The sequence below is a fragment of the Bradyrhizobium sp. CCBAU 51765 genome, from assembly GCF_015291725.1.
Taxonomy (GTDB): Bacteria; Pseudomonadota; Alphaproteobacteria; order Rhizobiales; family Xanthobacteraceae; genus Bradyrhizobium; species Bradyrhizobium liaoningense.
Genome location: NZ_CP030038.1, coordinates 6,934,612 through 6,952,986, shown reverse-complemented (window position 1 = coordinate 6,952,986; position 18,375 = coordinate 6,934,612). Strand labels below are relative to the sequence as shown.

The window sequence follows — 18,375 nt, the reverse complement described above, 5'->3', positions numbered from 1 at the left end:
GTAAATCAATCGAAATAACATTTCGCTGTTTGGATTGCTTATCAACGAGAACTAACATCGGTGCCAATGCATCGGCGTGTATGAAAACAGGATAGCGGCTGCTATGGCGACTGATCTCACAAGGCTGTAGAGGTCGGCTTGCGGCCGGCCATTTCCACGCACGACCACAACTATGTGGGGGAGGTCGGGAACTTGATGATCTCGGATGATCGGATCGTCAGCTAGCTGGAGCAAAAGCTCGTGCTGACTTCCGTAAGGGCCCACCTCGAGCCGCGAGTGAACCAGATGTATGCGCGCTGTTCTTCGTAATGTCGGCAGCGGCAGGGCGCGCTTCGTGCCAATCCCGCACTAAAGTGGTAGGCACCGCAATTCGACAGCGCCGAAGCGTAGGAGCCCTCCCTACTCGTGCGCGTCGCGTCTGACAACGCCATTTTCGTTGCAGTCGTTAGCAGTCATCTGCGTGACCTCCTGGGGAGAGAAAAAAATATGGTGCACTAAGTCGCTGCCACGTGTCATCTAGGGCCGAATCAATAGGATCAAATCGGCATCGATCTGCTCGCGGCTTCCAAGGTGCGCGTCATCAGTATTGGATCTCACCGATATGCGCGATATCAATTCCATCCCGAGTCCCTGGACTAGTAGGGTCGATCAGCTGAGTGTCGGTCGACGCCTTTGGCATTGATGCCAAGTTCCAAGAGATGGGGCAGCGCAAACTGCTCTATTCGGCGCAAATAGTCAGTCTGACTCGTTTCTATCAAATGGCTGTATCCGCAAATATGGTTTTGGGGGCGACAGCAGCGACAAAAGAAGCTCTCGGCGAGAGAATACTCTGAGCAGTTGTAGTCGATTGTTATTTCGTCGTTCCGGGCGCTAATATATTCGATGGCATACAAAGCGATACTGTTGCCTTCGACTCGGACGCACGTGGTTGGGCGACACTGATGATTAATGAAGTCGATATAATGACTCGTAATATGGCGACGCCGCTCGATCTGTATGGTGCGTTTGTTTGGAGTTGAGAGGATGAGGCCATTGCATCGTCCAACGATATGGCCTTTCGAAATCTCTTCTCGCGAAAACAGACCAAGCCCGTTGACTTTCGATGGTGCCACTACGAGGCAGCTGTTCGTGTCACTAGCATAGTCGTCGACATTCATGTGAGACCTCTCTTGATCATGCGCCGGTAGAGTAGCCAAGCAGCCCGTTCGTTGCGCGCTGTTTGCCATCGGCATAGCCCGAAAGTTAAGCCACGTACGTATCCGATCAACCTATCAACTCTGATAATCGATGCTCCTGATGGTACCGGTAGGTCTACCGTATTTATCCGATGAGGCTGGAAACCGAAGGATCGCCCAACGCGCCGCACGTTTGACACGGGCAGGCCAACTTCCTAGTTACCGCGAGCACCCGTACGTCGCATTGTTGAGGGGCATTCCGTGATTATTCAAAGCGCCGTAGCTTGGCTTGTGCTGCGCTCCGCGCGCGGCAGATTGAGCCGCTTGATAGTGAGCCGCGGTCTTCCGTCGTGCTCGGAAGTGTTGACCCAGCTGGGGAGGTCCTCGCTGCTGCTCGACGAGAGCTTCCAGTCCCGCAAAATAAGCGAGCCCTGCTCATAAGGTGGTGACGTGTACTGTGCACCTCTCGAGATCGCGACTACCCCTGCTGTATAGGCTGACAAAGCATGAACGAGTTGATTGCAGGCGATTGTTCGTCGGCCGAAAGCGCCCAAGAACGCGCGCCGAGGCTGTTAGCGCGCGACGCCGGGCTGTCGACTAGCGACCGCAATATCTTACTAAACGCAGGTAGTCGGAGAATTCAAACGGGCGTCCCTAGTACCCGCCGCAGTGTGCTGGAGGCCCTACTAGTGAGGTATGTCTCGCCTGTTTCAAGTTGAATGCTTGTCCTCTTGCCGCATGTATGTTGTCCGGCGATTTCCCTGAAAGCACATCCGCTGTCTCATAATACTTGCATGCGCCGCAGGGCTTATAACCCTGTTCATCCCTTGTGGGCTGCGCGCGGCCAGACATACGCGCTGACGCCGTCACTGCCGTTGAAGCGGCTTGGTGAACTGGCGAGCGAAACGAGTGGTAAAGCATCACGCGACATCACGTCCGCAAATTGCGCTACGCAAAGAGGGCAATATCGTTCACCAAAGTAGGTAGGTCTCGATCCATCCTTGACATTGTATCATCATAAGCATGCTCTGCATAACTGCTTACGGGGGCATAATCATGGAAGACTGCGGCAATGACAACTGTGGCAAATCCGTTGCAAATCTCACGCTTCCTTCACCTGTATGACTCAGAAGCTGCAAAAAAAGGTATTAAGCTTTCCATAGGATTCGATTTTCGCGCTTACGTTTCGATAACAGGAACCACTGCAACAAAGGAGCAGACTGGATCGGCCTTCCGTCCGGATCACTCACCGATTAGATCTGGCGACGGATTTTGGATGGTGGGCGTCGACAGGAACGACAATATCGCGGTTCTGCAGGCAGTTCGATTGTTTGACCTTTCAAGAAGCAATCTTGCAGAACACATCGACTCCATGAAGGTGGATTACGCGAACCCGGCGGTACATGCAGATCCTCGCACCACTTATACCTGCCTGGCACAATCGGCGAGGCAGCTGGCCGGGAAAGTAGCGTATCATGGGGACGCTTGGGTGCGCAGCGACTACAGGGGGCAGGGTATGCCTAAGATCATGGCAGGGGTAGCATTTGGTGTGTCGTTTGCCATGTGGGCTCCGGATTACATATGCGCACTTGTAGCGCCCTGGTTGCTGGAAAAGGGTGTGGTCGCAGAATACGGATATACGCATCACGAATCTGGCGGCTTACGAATGCTGGAGCAGAACATTCTTAGCGAGTACGTCCTTATTTGGCTTACCCGCGAGGAGTTGGCCAGCCGCGTCGAACAGCATGATGCAGTTATCCGTTAAAAAGAGCGGAGGTCAGCTTTGATCTTCCGCCGAAGAAGTGGACTGGTTTAAGCGGCTTTAGCTCCCTTTCGATCGGAGCGATATATCCGATCGCGGAATGGAGCCGAGTTCGATTGTAGAAGGCCTCGATGAAGAAGATATCGCGCTGGGCCTGGGCGCGGGTCTGGTACCGTCGATGATGGACGAGCTCGGTCTTGAGGGTGTGGAAGAAGCTCTCCATCGGGGCGTTGTCGAAGCAGCCGGCCTTGCGGCTCATCGATGCGGTGATGTCGGCCCCTGCAAGGGCGGCCCGATATTCGTGTGACGCCTGCACGCCGCGGTCGGAATGATGGATCAATCCGGCCCGCGGCCGTTGCTGCTGGATCGCCATTGTCAACGTGGACGAGACGAGTTCTACCCGCATGTGATCCCGCATCGCCCAGCCGGCGATCTTGCGACTGCAGAGGTCCATGATGGCAGCGAGGTACAGCCAACCCTCCGCCGTTGGAATGTAGGTAATATCGGCGAGCCAGACCCGGTTCGGAGCCGCGGCGGTGAAGTCCCGCGCGATCAGGTTCGGTGCGATTGGCAGATTGTGACGGCTTCGGTGGTACGAACCCGACGAGACGGCGCCACGATCGCGCGAATACCATGCCGACGCATCAGCCGTTCGATCCGGCCTCGGCTGGCCCCACGTCCCTGCGTCCGCAGGACAGCGTGGATCCGGGGACTGCCGTAGCGCTCGGCACTTTCGCGATTGACCTGCCGGATATCGGCCAGCAGCGCAGAATTGGAGGTTGCACGGGCGCTCTCTGGGCGCTCGCGCCAAGCGTAATAACCGGCCAGCGAGACCTCGAGCACGGCACACATCAGCCGTACCGGATAGCTGTCGCGATGGTCCTCATGAAGCGGAAGCTCATGTCCGGGTTTCGGCAAAGATCGCGATCGACTTCCTAAGAAACAGCCAATTGGCCGCCCGGGTCCACTTGCAGGACGAAGCCGAGTGACTTGGCACGTCGCCTCAGATTGGCGACGACACGGCCGCGATATTGTCCTCGTAGTGATCAGCACCCGGATCCCTGTAGGTCATGCCGTGCCGGAGCGTATTGTAGAACAGAACTGCTATTTTGCGAGCGGTCGCCGTCACCGCCTTTGCCTTGCCGGCGCGCAAAGCCAGCCGTCGATAAAATGCGCCAAGCGCCGTATCGCTCCGCGCAACCGTCGTCGCTGCAAGCCGCAGCAGTGCCGCTGCCCAACTGGACGATCGTCGCGTGCGCGAAGATAGTACCTTGCCACCGGAGATCTTGTTACCTGGAGCGAGGCAGAGCCAGGAGGTGAAATGCTTGGCGGTCGGCCAAGCCTTCAGATCCGTGCCGCACTCGCCTATGAGCTTCAACGCGAGTGATGGACCCAATCTATGGATCTCTGTCAGATCAACGCCGAGGACGCCGTATAGCGCGGTCCTGACGTCCACGGTGTGTTAACCTGCTTGGTCTTTACCCGCGGCCTGGAGAGCTTGCCGATTGGCTTGGCTCCTTTGTCAGTCAGCGCCGTGATCAAGGATTCCAGCTTGCGGTCACAATCGAGCATCTTGGCCTGGTAGGTGTCGTAAAGCTCCAGCGACTGGGTCAGTGCGAAGACATGTTCGTCCCGATCGTTGCCTACCAATGCGGCGCGGATGGTCTCGATGGCGGAATGGCAGCGCACGTCACGGTAGGTCGCCAACACGTCAGGATTCCGCTCGCCTGCGACAATAGCTCGGATAATCCGCATCCCGGTCGCGCCCGTGATGTCGGAGACGACGTGATGAAGTTGCAGGTTCATCTCCATCAGGGCCTTCTGCATGTGCTGGATATGAGCGGCTGCATATTCGACTAGCCGCTCTCACTGACGGAGATAGGCGCGTAGCGTCGCGATATCGGCATCAGGCCGGAAGCTGCCGCGCAGCAAACCGTAGGAATGAAGCTGCCGCAGCCAAGCGGCGTCACTGACATCAGTTCTGCGTCCAGGCACGTTCTTGGCGTAACGTGCGTTGACCAGAATGACGTCGAACCCTCGCGGCTCGAGAATCTCGTAGACGGGGATCCAATAGACCCCGTCGATTCCATCGCGACACTGATTATGCCGCACGCTTTGAGCCAGTCCGTCAGTTCGTGTAGGCCCTGCGTGAATGTGCCAAAAGCACGCACCGGCGTATCGGTGCGCCCTGGATCGACCGCTGCCATGTGCATTTTTGACCGAATGTCGATAACGGCGGCTCCGATGTTGACCGGCTTTAACTCCGGGAGGGCACCGCCAAGCGTCTTCGGCATTGCAACTCCTCCGTCCAGTAATGGGGCTGGAGGGACTGGGTTATGCCAATCGTCATCTTCCTAATCGGGATCGCCGTCCGAACAGCGTCACCATTCTCAAGTCCGCATTGCACCCATGGACCACGTTTTTTAACGGGGACTGTGCCTCCAATAAGGTGATGGCCGCTACCCTCCAGGTCGAGAAGATACCATCGGCGCTGGCCGTTTCTACCGCGCACAGGCGGGCTTGGGCCGGTGATGGTTTTTTTGAAATGTCGCGCTCCATGCGCAGCCGTTCGTTCTCCTGGCGCAGCCGGGCGATCTCCGAGGCCTGGTCCGCCGACATCGGCGTCGCCTGCGTGGTGGGACGCCACGCCGCCGATGTCGGCTCCTGCCGAAATATCTACCCAGCGCCGCAACACCGAGTCGCGCAGACCGAGCTCCTTGGCCACGGATGCGATGGAGCGACCGCTCGACACCACCAGCTCAATGGTCTGGCGCTTGTAATCCTCCGTGAACGGCCGTGAACGACCGACGTTGACGTGCTTCTATTCGACACCTCCTGGCTCTCCGGGCCTACGACAGGTGCCCACTCATTCGGATGAGGTTCACTTTCTAGTCGCACGAGCGACTTGCGTTCCTTCAAGCATGACGGCTGGCAAAACTCGATGATTCCGTTTAGGTCAAGCTGGTCCGAGCTCAACGAAGGGACAACGTCTCTGTTCGACTGCAAGGAGGGCGGCGAACCAGGTTAGGTCAGCGGTGCCGCCGGTCCTGGTGGAAGTTGCGGCGCTGGGAAAGGTGGTACTATCCTGCTTTTGCCACCAGCAGGAATGACGCGCTTGGTTTCTAACGTGCGCGACCGCGCTAGCCTCCCCTGGCACTGAGGAGATTCGTAATGCCTGGACGGGGCGCGTTCAGTACGGAGAGGTATGGCTATCGACGCCGGACGCCAGGCGGCCCGTCCGATGCTTGCTTCAACTTGACAAATCTGGGGAGCATCAATTCGCGGCCGAGTGGCAGAAGGGACGGCAAGCCGTAATACTTACGGCCGCAGGTCCTCACTTTTCTCAGTGCCGATGCCTGTGCCTCGGTTTCTGGCATTGCTGAGAGAATAAAGCCCGCTAGCGTGCGATTTGCCCTCCCATTTTGGCCGAAGCTAGCCGTAGGTCGAGCGCAGACGCTCATAGATTTGATAGAGCATGAAGAAAAGGACCCGGCCGGCTTTTAGCAAGCTCACCTCTAAAGCCGTCAACATTCGTTGCTTCGTGAACAAAAGGCCTGAGTGGCCGCTGCTCATCAGAGTATTATCAGGCCAATGTCGGACAACGCCACAGCTTAAGATCGATCATCGTGGGAGGTCATCATCACACAAATGATGGGATTGCCGTCATGGGAAACTCATGAGCCTACGCTCTTTGCAGGTGATTCATCCTCTGGTCCGAATTTCGAGTTCGATTTCATGCGTCACCTCGATGATGCTCTCTGGATGGCGGCCATTCTCGACGAGAGCGAATTTCAAGGCTTGCGCGCGGCTAACAAAAAGACCACCAAAGGAGCCGCTTTGTTCCCGCGCAACCCAGTTACCGCGTCGGCTCCTGCCAATAAAGACAATCGGCGGAGCCGAGCCACGCGAAGGGGGCTCCAAGATCTGAGGCATCATGTATCATCCGTGACCTGGCGATTAGGTTCACCAGTCGAGATGCCAATTTTCCATGGCTGGCTGCCAACTGGTGATCGAGATTGTGACGCTATCGTGCATGATGGCTCCCAAGGCGTCGGTGGCGTCAGATATCGTTCCTCTGCCGGCCGCCAATAAGCTCTGGCTCTGGTCGCCATCGCTAAGGAATAGAGCAGACCTGAACCGAGTTCTCCTACCAGTTCTGGAATCAACAATGATTCCCGAGCAAAGGAGTATGCCTGAGGCTTTGCTCTGCCGCTGCTACAGACCACCGACGCGATCGATGCCAAGGGCCTCGGGCGTACCGTGCATCTGGACGCTCTCAGACGGGAATGGATCGAACGATCCATCCGCGGACGATCCAATTCTTCCCGTATTCGGTATGCGATCCTTTCCGATTCTTCCTTCTCGGCTTTCGCTTCACCATGCCGAGGGGCGAGCGTGCTTCGGAATGAATTCAGTCGTGGCATGAGTATTGTCGGGGAAGCGGAATGTCTTTAGCGCTGCCGGGAAGTAGGATCCACAGTGTGGTGAGCCTGGCCTCTACCGTCAGGTCCGAGCCACTGGAGCACCCTAATCCGGGAGCTGTCTGGAAGCATTAGCAGCGCCCAATTCGCGGCCGTCGAAAACTATGACGCCTCGGGGTCGAGAACCCAACATCGTATGATTGGCATCGGCCGCCCATGCTTGGCCGAGGGAGAGACCTTCGCGCCTGGATAAATTGGCCGATCACCGGCGAAAGCTTCCTGGCCTAGGTCGAACAAGCAGGTGTTGGTGCCATCCGTCAGGCCAACATCGGCGGCCAAAGGGAAGATCGTGCGGCGCCGCCGCGGGCTGTAGGGGCAATGCTGCTCCTCATCTCCGACCTAAATCCCAGCAAGTCTGCGCCAATCGACGGGCCCTACTAGGAAAATGTATGCGGAATCGGAAGCGCGTCGGTGGCCTTACTGGACTGCTTTGCGCCCCTGGAGGAACCCAACTACCTCATCAACGCTGTTATGCTTCAAGATCAAGCGCTCACGCTCAGATCATCAGACTGGCAAAGCTCGGTTACGGTGAGAGAAAGGATACGATCCTTTGTCAGGCTTGTTGGGTTCGCTACACAGGAGTTTCACACGTGGTTGGGGAGCCGAACCGATTGAGAGCAAAAAAGCAGTGCCCTGCGCAATCAACCAAGTGGCACGAGTTTGATGCACTTCCTGCCGGCGCGGCAGATATTGCCCCGCTGGGACCACGTTTCGGGTCACCGTTGGGGGTTGCGCGGAGGAGGGAAGCGGCATGACGGGAGTTCCGTCAATCGCATGCTGTTTGATGGTAGGCGTGGCAAAGTCCACGGCCCCCGACGCTATGGGAACGTCCTTGTCGAGCTCGGAAAGCGGATTTCGACGACAAACTCCAGCCGCTTTCTTCAGGCTGCGAGTACTTCCTAGTAGGTCCGGAGTTTCTGCGCGCCAGGGTTTGTCTGGGCTCCGTGACGTCAGCAATGTGAGCCGCCTCGGTTTCTCCCCAAGCCGTTACGAGAGGTGCTTGCATGAGCTCGGATACTAATTGCGAGGGTGCGCCGCATGATGGCCCCGCCGCAGGTCAACTGTTTCGCCATCTCGGCGCTGAACAGATCATTAATTGCGCCGGCGTGCGTACCTCCTACGACGGATACAATCCAACGCGATCTTTGCTCGCCGCAATGGAAGCGTCGGCTCGAATCTTTGTTATTATCAATGAATTGGCGGAAGCGATTGGCCGCAAATTGGCTGCGCTCACCGGTGCCAAACGGGGGATCGGGACCGCCGGAAGTGCCGCAGCATGCGGATTCCGACGAAGTCGCCCGGGTGTACCGATATGAAGTCGCTCGGGGATTCCCAGACGATGTCGGCCACCTTTTCGATTTGATCTCGCCCGGCGAGGCGTTCTGGCCGGTACGTTCTGTGGCATTGGGCGAGCCGCGCGGTCAAGCTGGAATCGCGGCTTGAACCTCTTGTGTTTCTGTTGCGGTTACTGTGGGCATGTGGGCAACGCAATTGCGTTGTCCAAGCGCAGCGGCATGTCCACGGCGTCACGGCTCAGGCCTTTCGGGCGGATTGCCGAGTTCGGCGGAGGCTCTCACCGGTGAGATCGAGCCGATAGGCATTGTGGACGAGGCGATCGAGCACGGCGTCGGCATAGGTGGGATCTCCAATGAGCAGATGCCACTCGTCCACGGGGAGCTGGCTGATAACGATGGTGGAGCGATGACCGTAGCGATTTCGAGGATTTCCAGGAGGTCGTGACGGGCGCCGGTATCGAGCGGCTCGAGCCCCCAATCATCGAGGATCAGCAGATCGACACGGCCGAGGCCGCGCAATAGGCGTGGATGGCGGCCGTCGCCGCGCGCGAGAGCGAGGTCATCGAACAGCCGCGGAACACGTTGATAGAGCACGGAGCGATTGTCACGGCAGACCTTCTGGCCGAGCGCCGAGGCGATCCAGCTCTTGCCGACGCCGGCCGGGCCGCAGATCAGCAGGTTAGCATGGTCGTCGATCCAGCGTCCCTCGACATGCTTGGCAAACAGTGGGCGGTAGAGGCCGCGCGGGTGCGGTAGTCAATGTCCTCGACGCACGCCTGCTGGCGCAGCTTGGCGTAGCGCAGGCGAGTGGCGAGCCGTTTGTCGTGCCGCAGCGAGGCTTCACGTTCGAGCAGCAGAGCAAGCCATTCGGCGTGACCGAGGCTGCCAGCCTCACCGGCAGCTTCGATGTCGACGAAGGCCTTGGCCATGCCGTGGAGGCCGAGCGCGTTGAGGCGGTCGAGGGTCGGACGGGTGAGCAAGGGATGGTCTCCTAATTGTAGTAGCGCGGTCCGCGGATGTTGGCATGCAGGATCGGCGCATCGTCCGCGGAGCGCTGGTGAGCAGGACGCCGATTGAGATTGTTGGCGAGGATTGACTTGACCGAACCATAGGTGCGCGCGCCGATGTCGATCGCCCGCGCAGCCGCCGCGTCCAGCCGTTCGCGCCCATAGGAGGCGGCGAGCCTGAGGATGCCGAGGCAGGCGCGGAAGCCTTGTTCGGGGTGCGAGCGCTCGTCGAGAATGAGGTCGCACAATGCGCTGGTTGCCGGCCCGATCGCGGCGGCGTCCTGACGGATACGCCCGATAGTCCAGCCGGCGTAGCGCCGATGGCTGGAGGCCATGTGCTCCGGCACGGTGGTGTGCTTGTGATTGCCACTCATGCGCTGATCCGCCGCAATCCGCTCGCCCTTGTGGAAGATCTCGACGGTGCGGGCGGTGAACCGCACCTCGACCTCGGCACGGGCGAAGCGATGCGGAACGCTGTAATAATGCTTCTCCACCTCGACGTGGTAGTCGAGGCTGACGCGGCGGATCCGCCACTCGGCGAGCACGTAGGGGCTCGCCGGCAACGGCTTGAGCGCCGGCCGGTCGATCTCCTCGAGCAGCCGGCGGCGCGTCACGCCGAGCCGCCGGATCGGCCGCTCCTCGTTGAGCCTGGTGAGCAACTCGCCGATCGCTGCGTTGACCTCGGCGAGGCTGTAGAAGACGCGGTGGCGCAGGCGGCCGAGCAGCCAGCGCTCGATGATGAGGACGGCCTGCTCGACCTTGGCCTTGTCGCGCGGCTTGCGAGGTCGCGCCGGCAAGACGGCCGTGCCGTAATGCGCGGCCATCTCCGCATAGGTGCGATTGATCTGCGGGTCGTAGAGGCTCGCCTTGATGACTGCGACTTTGGTGTTGTCAGGCACCAAGAGCGCCGGACGCCGCCGATCGCCGCGAAGGCGCCAACATGGGCGCTGATCCAGTCGGCGAGCCCCTGCGTCCACGTCGCCTGCGCGTCTGAAGCTCTAGGCGCCGAGCACGGCGACGAAGATCTGCGCCGTCCTCCCTCGCCCGTGAGGCGGTCGACCACCACCGGCACGCCGTCGCCCGCGTAGCCGACGAACAGCTTGTCGCCGGCCGCGTGCGCTTGGCGCATCGTCACCGACAGGCGTCCCTCCCGGGCGCGGTAAAGCTCGCAGAAGCGCGAGTACCGGTATCCGCTGGGCTCGGCGCCGACTTACTCCTCCCGCAGGATCGACAGCATCACGTGCTTGCGCTTGAGCTCGCGGTGCACCGCCGCCCAGTCGCGCTTGGCGATGCGGCGATGGCCCTGCCGGTTACCGGTGCCGGTCCTGGCGAACAGGCGGGCCTCCAGGCCGCGTCCGTGAGTTCGTCGGGCAACGCCAGCTCAGGCCTGCGGCCTCGAACCGCCGGATGGTCAGCCGCACTGTCGAGGGCGCCGCGCCCACCCGCCGAGCGATCTCGCGGCTCGGCAGCCCAGCGGCCTTCATCCTGATCACATCGCGCACACGGCGCATCGCAAGCCTCTCCGTCGACATCCAGGGTCCTCTGATACCAGGTTGACCGAGAGCTCCAGCAAGACGTGGGCTTCGCCGGCGGCGGGTTCGCGCGGCTGAGGATAACGGCTCAGCGGGGCGACTGCGGGGGCTCGGGCAATCTCGTCTTCCTGGAGCGCCACGTCGAGACAGACATACACGGGAGCCGACGGAGCGGTACGGGTCATCATCGATGCGCGGATAATGGATTTGACAGGGGCCAGTACCGACTCGGTCTGGTCATCCCATTTCACGGCCCGCCGGACCAACGCTCCCTGGTCCCGGAGGAGATCCGGGTCCTGCTACCCTCGGGCGTTCGCCGTTGTCCCCTCCACGCCGTCACATACGCATCGCGCGGCAGTATACCGCCGGTTACGTGCAATAACCTCGAGCCTCTCCGGAGGCTTGGCACTGCTTGCCATCGGTGCCGCTTGTGCCTTGGTTGCGGTGTTCATCCCGATCGAGCCTCGGAGGAAGATGGTGGAGCCGACGGAGAGGAAGCCGGCGAGAAGCCTGAGCAAGACTTGTCCTCCCCCGGAGCGATCGCGGCTGCGGGCGCCTTCGTTCTGATCGATGAGGAAGGGATGTCGATCGTCGATCACCGGCGCGCCGATGACCTCGGCGCCAAAAGCAGCGGAGCCGGCGCCTAAGCCCGGTGCGGGGATTTCCTTGAACTCGTGTTACCGCTGGAGCGGTTCGATGAACAGGGACCAGTAATACTCGGCAGCCGCTTCCTGCGAGAGCTTGCGGTCTTCCATCGAACCATACGACGCCATGCCGAGAGCCTTCAGAAAGAGAGCGTCGTCCGCCGCCTCAACTGAGAGGCTCTCGTTCATAGTCCCGTCGCCTGCCTGATCGTTGTACGCTAAACAAAATGCCGCGCCCGAATGCCCCGCCGACGCTGATCTTGCAGCGCGCGATTGCCTTTCCGTACCTGTACACGGCCGCGGTGAAGCGATCGGCATCGATGCGGCGGAAGTTGCCTTCGATACCTTCGTTCCGCTCGGCCATCTCTACCAAAGAGGCCTCGAAGAAATTAGCCATGAAGTCGAAACTTGCGTGAAGGAAGCGGTCTCGATCAGCTTCAGTGAACATTTTCTTCAGCCGCAGATTACTGGACCGCGATTTGGCGTCCGAGAGGGGCGGCGAGGTGCGAGCTGGAGAAGCTTTCGACGCCTTCGAATTAGCGACCAGCTTGGCGGGCAGGGCGGCTCGGATTTGCTTCACGACGTCGAGAAACGCCTCGTCGATATCGGACCATGCTTTGATCGGCTTCCCGTCCGTCGGTGTGGCCAGAAGCTTGCCGAACGGTGCGGAGTGCCAATCGCTGTGTCGCAGAATGACCGGGATCGCCCGGGCCTCGCCGGCCTGGTGGCGCTCCATCGCGCGTTGCATCTCGACATCATAGCAGTATGAGGACGCCAGAAAATCGGGTGAAACCAACAGAAGGATCACGCCGGCTGCATTTAGGTTGGAGTCAATGCTGTGATCAACCTCGTCGCCGGCCTTGATGCGCCTATCATGCCAGGCATCGATGAGTCCTTGCTTCTTCAGCATGGAGAGATGTATCTCCAGCCGGTCCCGCAGGTCTTCGTCCCTGTGGGAATACGAGAAAAATACGGTGAATTTATCAACTCCAGATTCGGAAAGTGCCGAGCATCTAACTCTCGCGCCTGAGGTCCGTCCGATTGCACCTCGGGCAATGTATCTTCGACAAAGGCTGCCTCCGCCGCCTAGCTTCCTGGACCTCGTCGGGCGTGAGCTCTTCGGAGTTGAAGCGGTTTCCGCAAGTCAAACAGGACCACGTGATCGGCCGCGGCATTGCAAGCTCCTTAAAACAACGTCATTATCGAATTGACCTCAAATAGGAGGCACAAACGCCGAGTTCAAGTCCGATGATTTTTTACGATCGATCAGCCGGGTTCACCGCTGGCGCAAAGGTGGGCAGCGAGCGTCTCCGCCACGTGCTGACGTAGGTCTCGCCATCTCGTCGGCGCCGATTGGGCCGGCACCGGTTCGGCAGATGCTTGAGCGAATGAGATTTCCTTTTGGGCATGATAAGCTTTTGGGGCGGGCGTGCGCCGTGCCCTCTTCGAACGCTTCCTGGCCGATGGCCGCATTGAGTCGACTCCAACATCGTCGAGCGCGCCATCAGACCACAGACAACTACAGGAAAGAATAGCCTCTTCACGGGCAGCGACGGGGCGGACGTACCTGGGCGATCATCGCAACCCTGCTGCAGGCCGCGAAAATAAACAACGTCGATCCGTTCGCGTAGCTTAGCCTAATGCTTCAGCGTGTCGCCAACGGTTGGCCGAGCAGCGAAACCGACGCGTACGGCAAAGTCTTCGGAACTGTCGCCCCCTTGTCTGGCTGAACAAGCAAGTCAGACAGGGGAACGCCTAATGTTTCGGCGACAAGCTCGAGAAGATCAATCGTCGGGTTCGCCTTTCCGAGCTCCAGACCGCTCATATAGGAGGTGTCGATGCCTGCATCGTAAGCGAGTTGCTCTTGCGGAATGCCGCGATCCAAGCGGATCCGGCGCACATTCCAGGCTACCAGCGCACGAGCTCTCATGCGCCAAAAAAGGCATTTGTTAGATTATTAAAACACGGGATAAAACCCGATTATTACAGCACGTTTGTTCCTGATACGGATGAGCGGAGTCTGCGCTGGCGCTGGACTGTCGCACACATTTGGTCGGGGAAAGGGCGGCATCGCCTCGCTTGAGGAGCTCCAAGAGCCCTCCGAACAACCCATCTCTAATTCAGGGGCTGTCCATCGCATTAGTTGATGCCTGTCACCTGATCATCGCGTCCACACGATAGTGCCTCGGCGAAACGAGCACGGTCCTGGAGACAGATGCGTGGAATTTTCAACTGAGTTCGCTGGCATCCATCCTTGCGACTTTGAGCAAGCCAAGTGGAGGGCCGGCATTGTTCTTCCTCATCGAATCGCGAGCGCTCCGATGGGGCGTCGTGCGCTCCTGCTTGGCACTCACCCCAAGATCAGTTCACGTGCGCCCCGAGTTCTTCTTCTTGCCGCGTATGTGGCGCGCGCTGAGTTGAGGTTTGGAGCCAAGCGTTTTGTAACACGCAGAGGATGTCCTGCACGCAGCGAGTTGCTGGCGTTGTCCGGTCGCGCCGAGCACGAGCGCCTGATGTGTAGCGCGCTCGCTTCTCATTAGCTTGGTGTCGCGCACGCCAAGGGCGAACACCGATATCGACGGGTTTGTATTTTTCCTACGTGAGAAACATAGGGGTCTATGTTTGCGTACCTTTGAGTGGAGAACTTCGGTGCTGAAAGACATCTTCGGACTAAAATCGGTTGGGCCAACCCGCTATTCTATGATACCCCTCCGGTCGTTGCAGCGCCGCCGCGAGGAGCGTCGGGGCTTGTTGACCGGAGTGGCCGAGAGCAAGCGACCCTCTGTCGTGATTAATACGAGCGCGGAGGAGCCCCCGCTCTATTCGACCACGATTGTGAAGAAGGTTGTGCTGGCTTCAGCGGCAGGCCTGATCGCCTCGGGCGGGGTGCAGGCGGCCGATTTTCCAGTCAAAGCCAAAGCGATCGAGTACGTGAAGGTGTGCTCCACGTATGGTGCCGGATTCTATTACATCCCAGGCACGGACACCTGCATCAAGCTGGGTGGTTTCCTTCGCGCCGATGTGATGCTGGGCAGCAATAGTTTTGTTCTGAACCCGGTTTCCAGTGTCGGTGCTGCGCACAATCGCCTAAGCAATGCCTACACCGCTCGGTCTCGCGCAGACCTCAGCATCGACACGCGCACAGCAAGCGAATATGGCGTGGTCCGCACCTTCTTTGAGGGGAACTTTACCTGGAAGACGGGCTCGACGAGTGCGGCCGGATCGGGCGCAACAGCGTATTCAGGGGATGGCCTCGGGCTCGGGACCCTTAGCATCTGGTATGCCTTCATCCAATTCGCGGGCTTTACGATGGGAAAGGCGGTCTCCCAGTTCAGCGCTCCTTGGACCAACTATCCGGCCAACAACTTCTTCGATGGTCTGCCGGGCGGCGGTGGCGATGCCTCGGGTGTTAACCAGCTCAGCTATACCGCTGACTTCGGTCAGGGGATTACGGCGACCGTTTCTGCGCAGGATCCAACGGCCTATTACCAGACCAATATCTGGAATACGACGAATGCCACGGCCGCCGGCATCGTGACGGGTGCTTACGGATCGCAGAGTTACGGCGGCACCGTGGCTCCCGATATTGTCGGCATGATGCGGATCGACCAGGCTTGGGGGCTCTTCCAAGCATCGGCCGCGGCGCACAACAACCATGCGGCGTACTATGGTGCGAGCGAAGTCACAGGACACGCCGACGATAAGTGGGGTTGGGCCGGTCAGCTGGCGCTATCGATCAAGAATATTCCGACCGGCGCCGGGGACACGATCAATTTGCAGGCCGCTTACACCAAGGGTGCCAGCAGCTTTAGCATCCAGGAAAACATCCCGACCGCGTGGGCGATGTACGGGGGCACCAGCCGAGCCGGTGCGTATCAGAGCCTTGGTTTCGCCGGCGTTGCTGATGTCATCTATTCCGGCTCGACAGCGGCAACTAGCACGGCTTTTCAGCTGACCACGACGTACGGCTTCAACGGTGGTTACATTCATAACTGGGGTCCCTATTGGAACACTGCGGTTTATGGCGGGTGGGCCGCTATTCGCTACACCGATGCGGCCAAGGCTCAGATTTGCGGCAGCGCTGGTATGGCCGCACTCGGGTTGACGGGTGTCTGCAACCCCGATTTCAATATCGCTGCGGTCGGCACGGTTACGCGCTGGACGCCGGTCAGAAACCTGACGTTCTCCGCGGATCTGTTCGCCACATTCCTCGATCAGAAATATTCTGGCACTATGGCGGCGCCGGCAGTCGCGGCAGTCGCCAAACCTGCCGCAGTATATGAACTCAAGAACCAAAGCGCGTTCAGTATGCTCCTGCGCGTCCAGCGCAATTGGTAGGTCGTCGCTTCGGCGGGCGAAATATGCTCCAGAAGAGTTCGCAAGGCTCGAGGCGGCCGTCCTCGATCGGGCGGCTAGCTCCGTACTAACATCATTGGGACCGCGGCCGACGCGCGCGTCGGTCGCCTTCCGTATAACCAAGCTCCACTCAGCATATTGTTGCCGCGCAAGCTAACGGATCAGAAGGTGTCGTGGTCCAATCGAGGTTGTCACAGTACCTTCTCGCCATCCGTTGCATGCAGCGTCGCTATCATGCGCCGCGAAAGCTTTCGCAGCGTGAAACCGTCAATGCCGCGCACATCCAATCGAATTGATGCTCGCCCGGGACTCCGAATGCTCACAACTTCGCTCGCGTCGGATGTTGGACCAGGTCGTGCGCGGCGATCGCATTGGTCGCGCGCTTGGTATCTGATGGACATCGACGGGACCTGAGCGCCGGTCGTGTCCCCAGTGATGGTGTAGCTCGGTAGAGCGAAGCCGTCCGCACGCGCGCCCTCAGATAGCGCCGTAGCGGGTGGACGGCTTTGCGGTGGTCACCGGCAATTCGCCGGTAGGGTCGGGTTGCTGACACCAACCTGATTCGAGGAACCACCGATGACCGACGAGATGATGAACCTTCGCGCGCTCGTGGAGAAGGCCCCTGACGCCGATCTGCTTCGCGAGATGATTGGCTTTGCCGCCCAGCGATTGATGGAGCTGGAGGTCGCCGGGCTGACCGGAGCGGGCTACGGCGAGAAGAATGCCGAGCGCCTGGCCCAGCGTAACGGCTACCGTGACCGGACCTGGGAGACGCGCGCCGGCGCGGTCGAGCTGCGCATTCCCAAGCTGCGCAAAGGAAGCTACTTCCCGGGCTTCCTGGAGCCGCGTCGGATGGCCGAAAAGGCGCTCACCGCGGTGGTGCAGGAAGCCTATGTGCAGGGCGTCTCGACCCGATCCGTCGATGATCTGGTCCAGGCCATGGGCATGACTGGCATCTCCAGGAGCCAGGTGAGCCGACTGTGTGCCGAGATCGACGACAAGGTGAAGGCCTTCCTCGCCCGCCCGATCGAGGGTGACTGGCTGTATCTGTGGATCGACGCCACCTACGTGAAGGTGCGCCAGAATGGCCGGATCGTCTCGGTTGCGGTGATCATCGCGGTCGGCGTCAATAGCGACGGCCGGCGTGAAGTTCTCGGCATGGACATCGGTCCCTCGGAGGCCGAGACGTTCTGGACCGCGTTCTTGCGCAAGCTCGCTCGGCGCGGGCTTCGTGGCGTCAAGCTCGTGATCTCCGATGCGCATGAGGGCATCAAGGCCGCCGTCAGCAAGGTGCTCAATACCGCCTGGCAGCGCTGCCGCGTGCACTTCATGCGCAACGTCCTGGCCCATGCCGGCAAGAGCGGAAGACGCGTCGTCTCCGCCTTCATCGCCACCGCCTTTGCCCAGGACGATGCCGAAGCGGCCAGGGCTCAGTGGCGCAAGGTCGCCGACCGGCTCCGTCCCAAACTGCCAAAGCTCGCCGCCTTCATGGATGAGGCCGAGCCAGACGTGCTCGCCTATATGAGCTTCCCGCCTCAGCACCGTGCCAAGCTGCATTCGACCAATCCGATCGAGCGCCTCAACGGCGAGATCAAGCGGCGGACCGAGGTGGTTGGCATCTTCCCAAATGAAGACGCCATCGTTCGCCTGGTCGGCGCGATCCTGCTCGAGCAGAACGACGAGTGGGCGGTTCAGCGGGCCCGCTACATGACGCTGGAAACCATCGCGCCGTTGAGCGATGATCCCATCGTCGGCTTGCCCGCCGTGGCAGGCTGATGCCTTCCGACCCGCCGGAAAATCGGCGGTGACCTGCCGTCAGCTACACCACGCCAGGGGACACGATCTGAGCGCCCCGTGCGGCAATGTCGCGCTAGGTCGCGTGAACGCGCCGATGCTGGATGCGGTTTCGCACAGTCGAAAGTGACGCCGCCGCCCCAGTCATAAGCTCCTGCAACTTTAGCCTGCTTCCAAAACTCCGGCCTTCTTGCAGAGCCGGCGAGCCACCGGCAAAAGGCGCGGGCAATTTCAGGATTGCCCACTACGATCGACTGCAAGGCCTGATATTGCATGCCACTGGGAGTGCGCGATCCCAGTATCACCTGCAGGACGCCCCGCGCACGAGA

General features: G+C 59.8%; 10 protein-coding genes and 6 pseudogenes. 6 read left to right on the top strand and 10 right to left on the bottom strand.

The genetic code is table 11. The features are described 5' to 3' along the window. The first annotated feature begins 656 nt into the window (after nt 1-656). Entirely contained in the window at nt 657-833 is a 177-nt protein-coding gene (locus XH96_RS39395) for a hypothetical protein (RefSeq protein WP_246789834.1), read from the top strand. A gap of 63 nt (nt 834-896) precedes the next feature. Here the strand turns inward: XH96_RS39395 and XH96_RS39925 are convergent. After that, a pseudogene (locus XH96_RS39925) lies at nt 897-1,157 on the bottom strand (SET domain-containing protein); the annotation flags it as partial. A 1,090-nt stretch (nt 1,158-2,247) separates the two neighbouring features. Between XH96_RS39925 and XH96_RS32550 the strand changes: the two are divergent. Next, a complete protein-coding gene (locus tag XH96_RS32550) occupies nt 2,248-2,940 on the top strand; it encodes a hypothetical protein (RefSeq protein WP_194389563.1) in 693 nt (230 codons plus the stop codon). A gap of 61 nt (nt 2,941-3,001) precedes the next feature. Here the strand turns inward: XH96_RS32550 and XH96_RS32545 are convergent. The 6 genes and pseudogenes from XH96_RS32545 to istA all read right to left on the bottom strand — a co-directional run. Further along, a pseudogene (locus XH96_RS32545) lies at nt 3,002-3,822 on the bottom strand (IS3 family transposase); the annotation flags it as partial. A gap of 50 nt (nt 3,823-3,872) precedes the next feature. Continuing rightward, nucleotides 3,873-5,231, bottom strand: a pseudogene (locus XH96_RS39920) (IS110 family transposase). Between the two features lie 52 nt (nt 5,232-5,283). Then, complete coding sequence (locus tag XH96_RS32535) at nt 5,284-5,556, bottom strand: hypothetical protein (protein WP_194389561.1); 273 nt, start codon at nt 5,554-5,556, stop codon at nt 5,284-5,286. Between the two features lie 1,083 nt (nt 5,557-6,639). Further along, nucleotides 6,640-6,873: a hypothetical protein gene (locus XH96_RS32525; RefSeq protein WP_194389560.1), complete on the bottom strand. Its 234-nt coding sequence runs from the start codon at nt 6,871-6,873 to the stop codon at nt 6,640-6,642. A 2,078-nt stretch (nt 6,874-8,951) separates the two neighbouring features. Continuing rightward, nucleotides 8,952-9,693 (bottom strand): annotated as a pseudogene (gene istB / locus XH96_RS32520) (IS21-like element helper ATPase IstB). 11 nt (nt 9,694-9,704) lie between these two features. Beyond that, nucleotides 9,705-11,231: pseudogene (gene istA / locus XH96_RS32515) on the bottom strand (IS21 family transposase). A gap of 542 nt (nt 11,232-11,773) precedes the next feature. Here istA and XH96_RS39700 point away from each other — a divergent pair. Continuing rightward, nucleotides 11,774-11,899 carry a hypothetical protein gene (locus XH96_RS39700; protein WP_256439324.1) on the top strand — a complete coding sequence of 42 codons (126 nt, stop codon included), beginning with the start codon at nt 11,774-11,776 and terminating at the stop codon, nt 11,897-11,899. A 30-nt stretch (nt 11,900-11,929) separates the two neighbouring features. Here XH96_RS39700 and XH96_RS39375 read toward each other — a convergent pair whose 3' ends face one another. Both XH96_RS39375 and XH96_RS32510 read right to left on the bottom strand, forming a co-directional pair. Then, nucleotides 11,930-12,085, bottom strand: coding sequence for a hypothetical protein (locus tag XH96_RS39375; protein WP_246789830.1), 156 nt, complete (start codon nt 12,083-12,085; stop codon nt 11,930-11,932). Continuing rightward, nucleotides 12,063-12,818, bottom strand: coding sequence for a toll/interleukin-1 receptor domain-containing protein (locus XH96_RS32510; RefSeq protein ID WP_246790211.1), 756 nt, complete (start codon nt 12,816-12,818; stop codon nt 12,063-12,065). The genes XH96_RS39375 and XH96_RS32510 overlap by 23 nt, the downstream gene beginning before the upstream one ends. Before the next feature lie 510 nt (nt 12,819-13,328). Here XH96_RS32510 and XH96_RS32505 point away from each other — a divergent pair. Further along, nucleotides 13,329-13,524 (top strand): annotated as a pseudogene (locus XH96_RS32505) (transposase); the annotation flags it as partial. Between the two features lie 17 nt (nt 13,525-13,541). Here the strand turns inward: XH96_RS32505 and XH96_RS32500 are convergent. Further along, a complete protein-coding gene (locus XH96_RS32500) occupies nt 13,542-13,826 on the bottom strand; it encodes a helix-turn-helix domain-containing protein (protein WP_194389559.1) in 285 nt (94 codons plus the stop codon). Nucleotides 13,827-14,731: 905 nt separating this feature from the next. Here XH96_RS32500 and XH96_RS32495 point away from each other — a divergent pair. Next, nucleotides 14,732-16,234, top strand: a complete 1,503-nt coding sequence (locus tag XH96_RS32495) for a porin (protein ID WP_246790210.1) — start codon at nt 14,732-14,734, stop codon at nt 16,232-16,234. Nucleotides 16,235-16,828: 594 nt separating this feature from the next. Next, a complete protein-coding gene (locus XH96_RS32490; protein WP_194389558.1) occupies nt 16,829-18,028 on the top strand; it encodes an IS256 family transposase in 1,200 nt (399 codons plus the stop codon). Nucleotides 18,029-18,375: the final 347 nt, after the last annotated feature.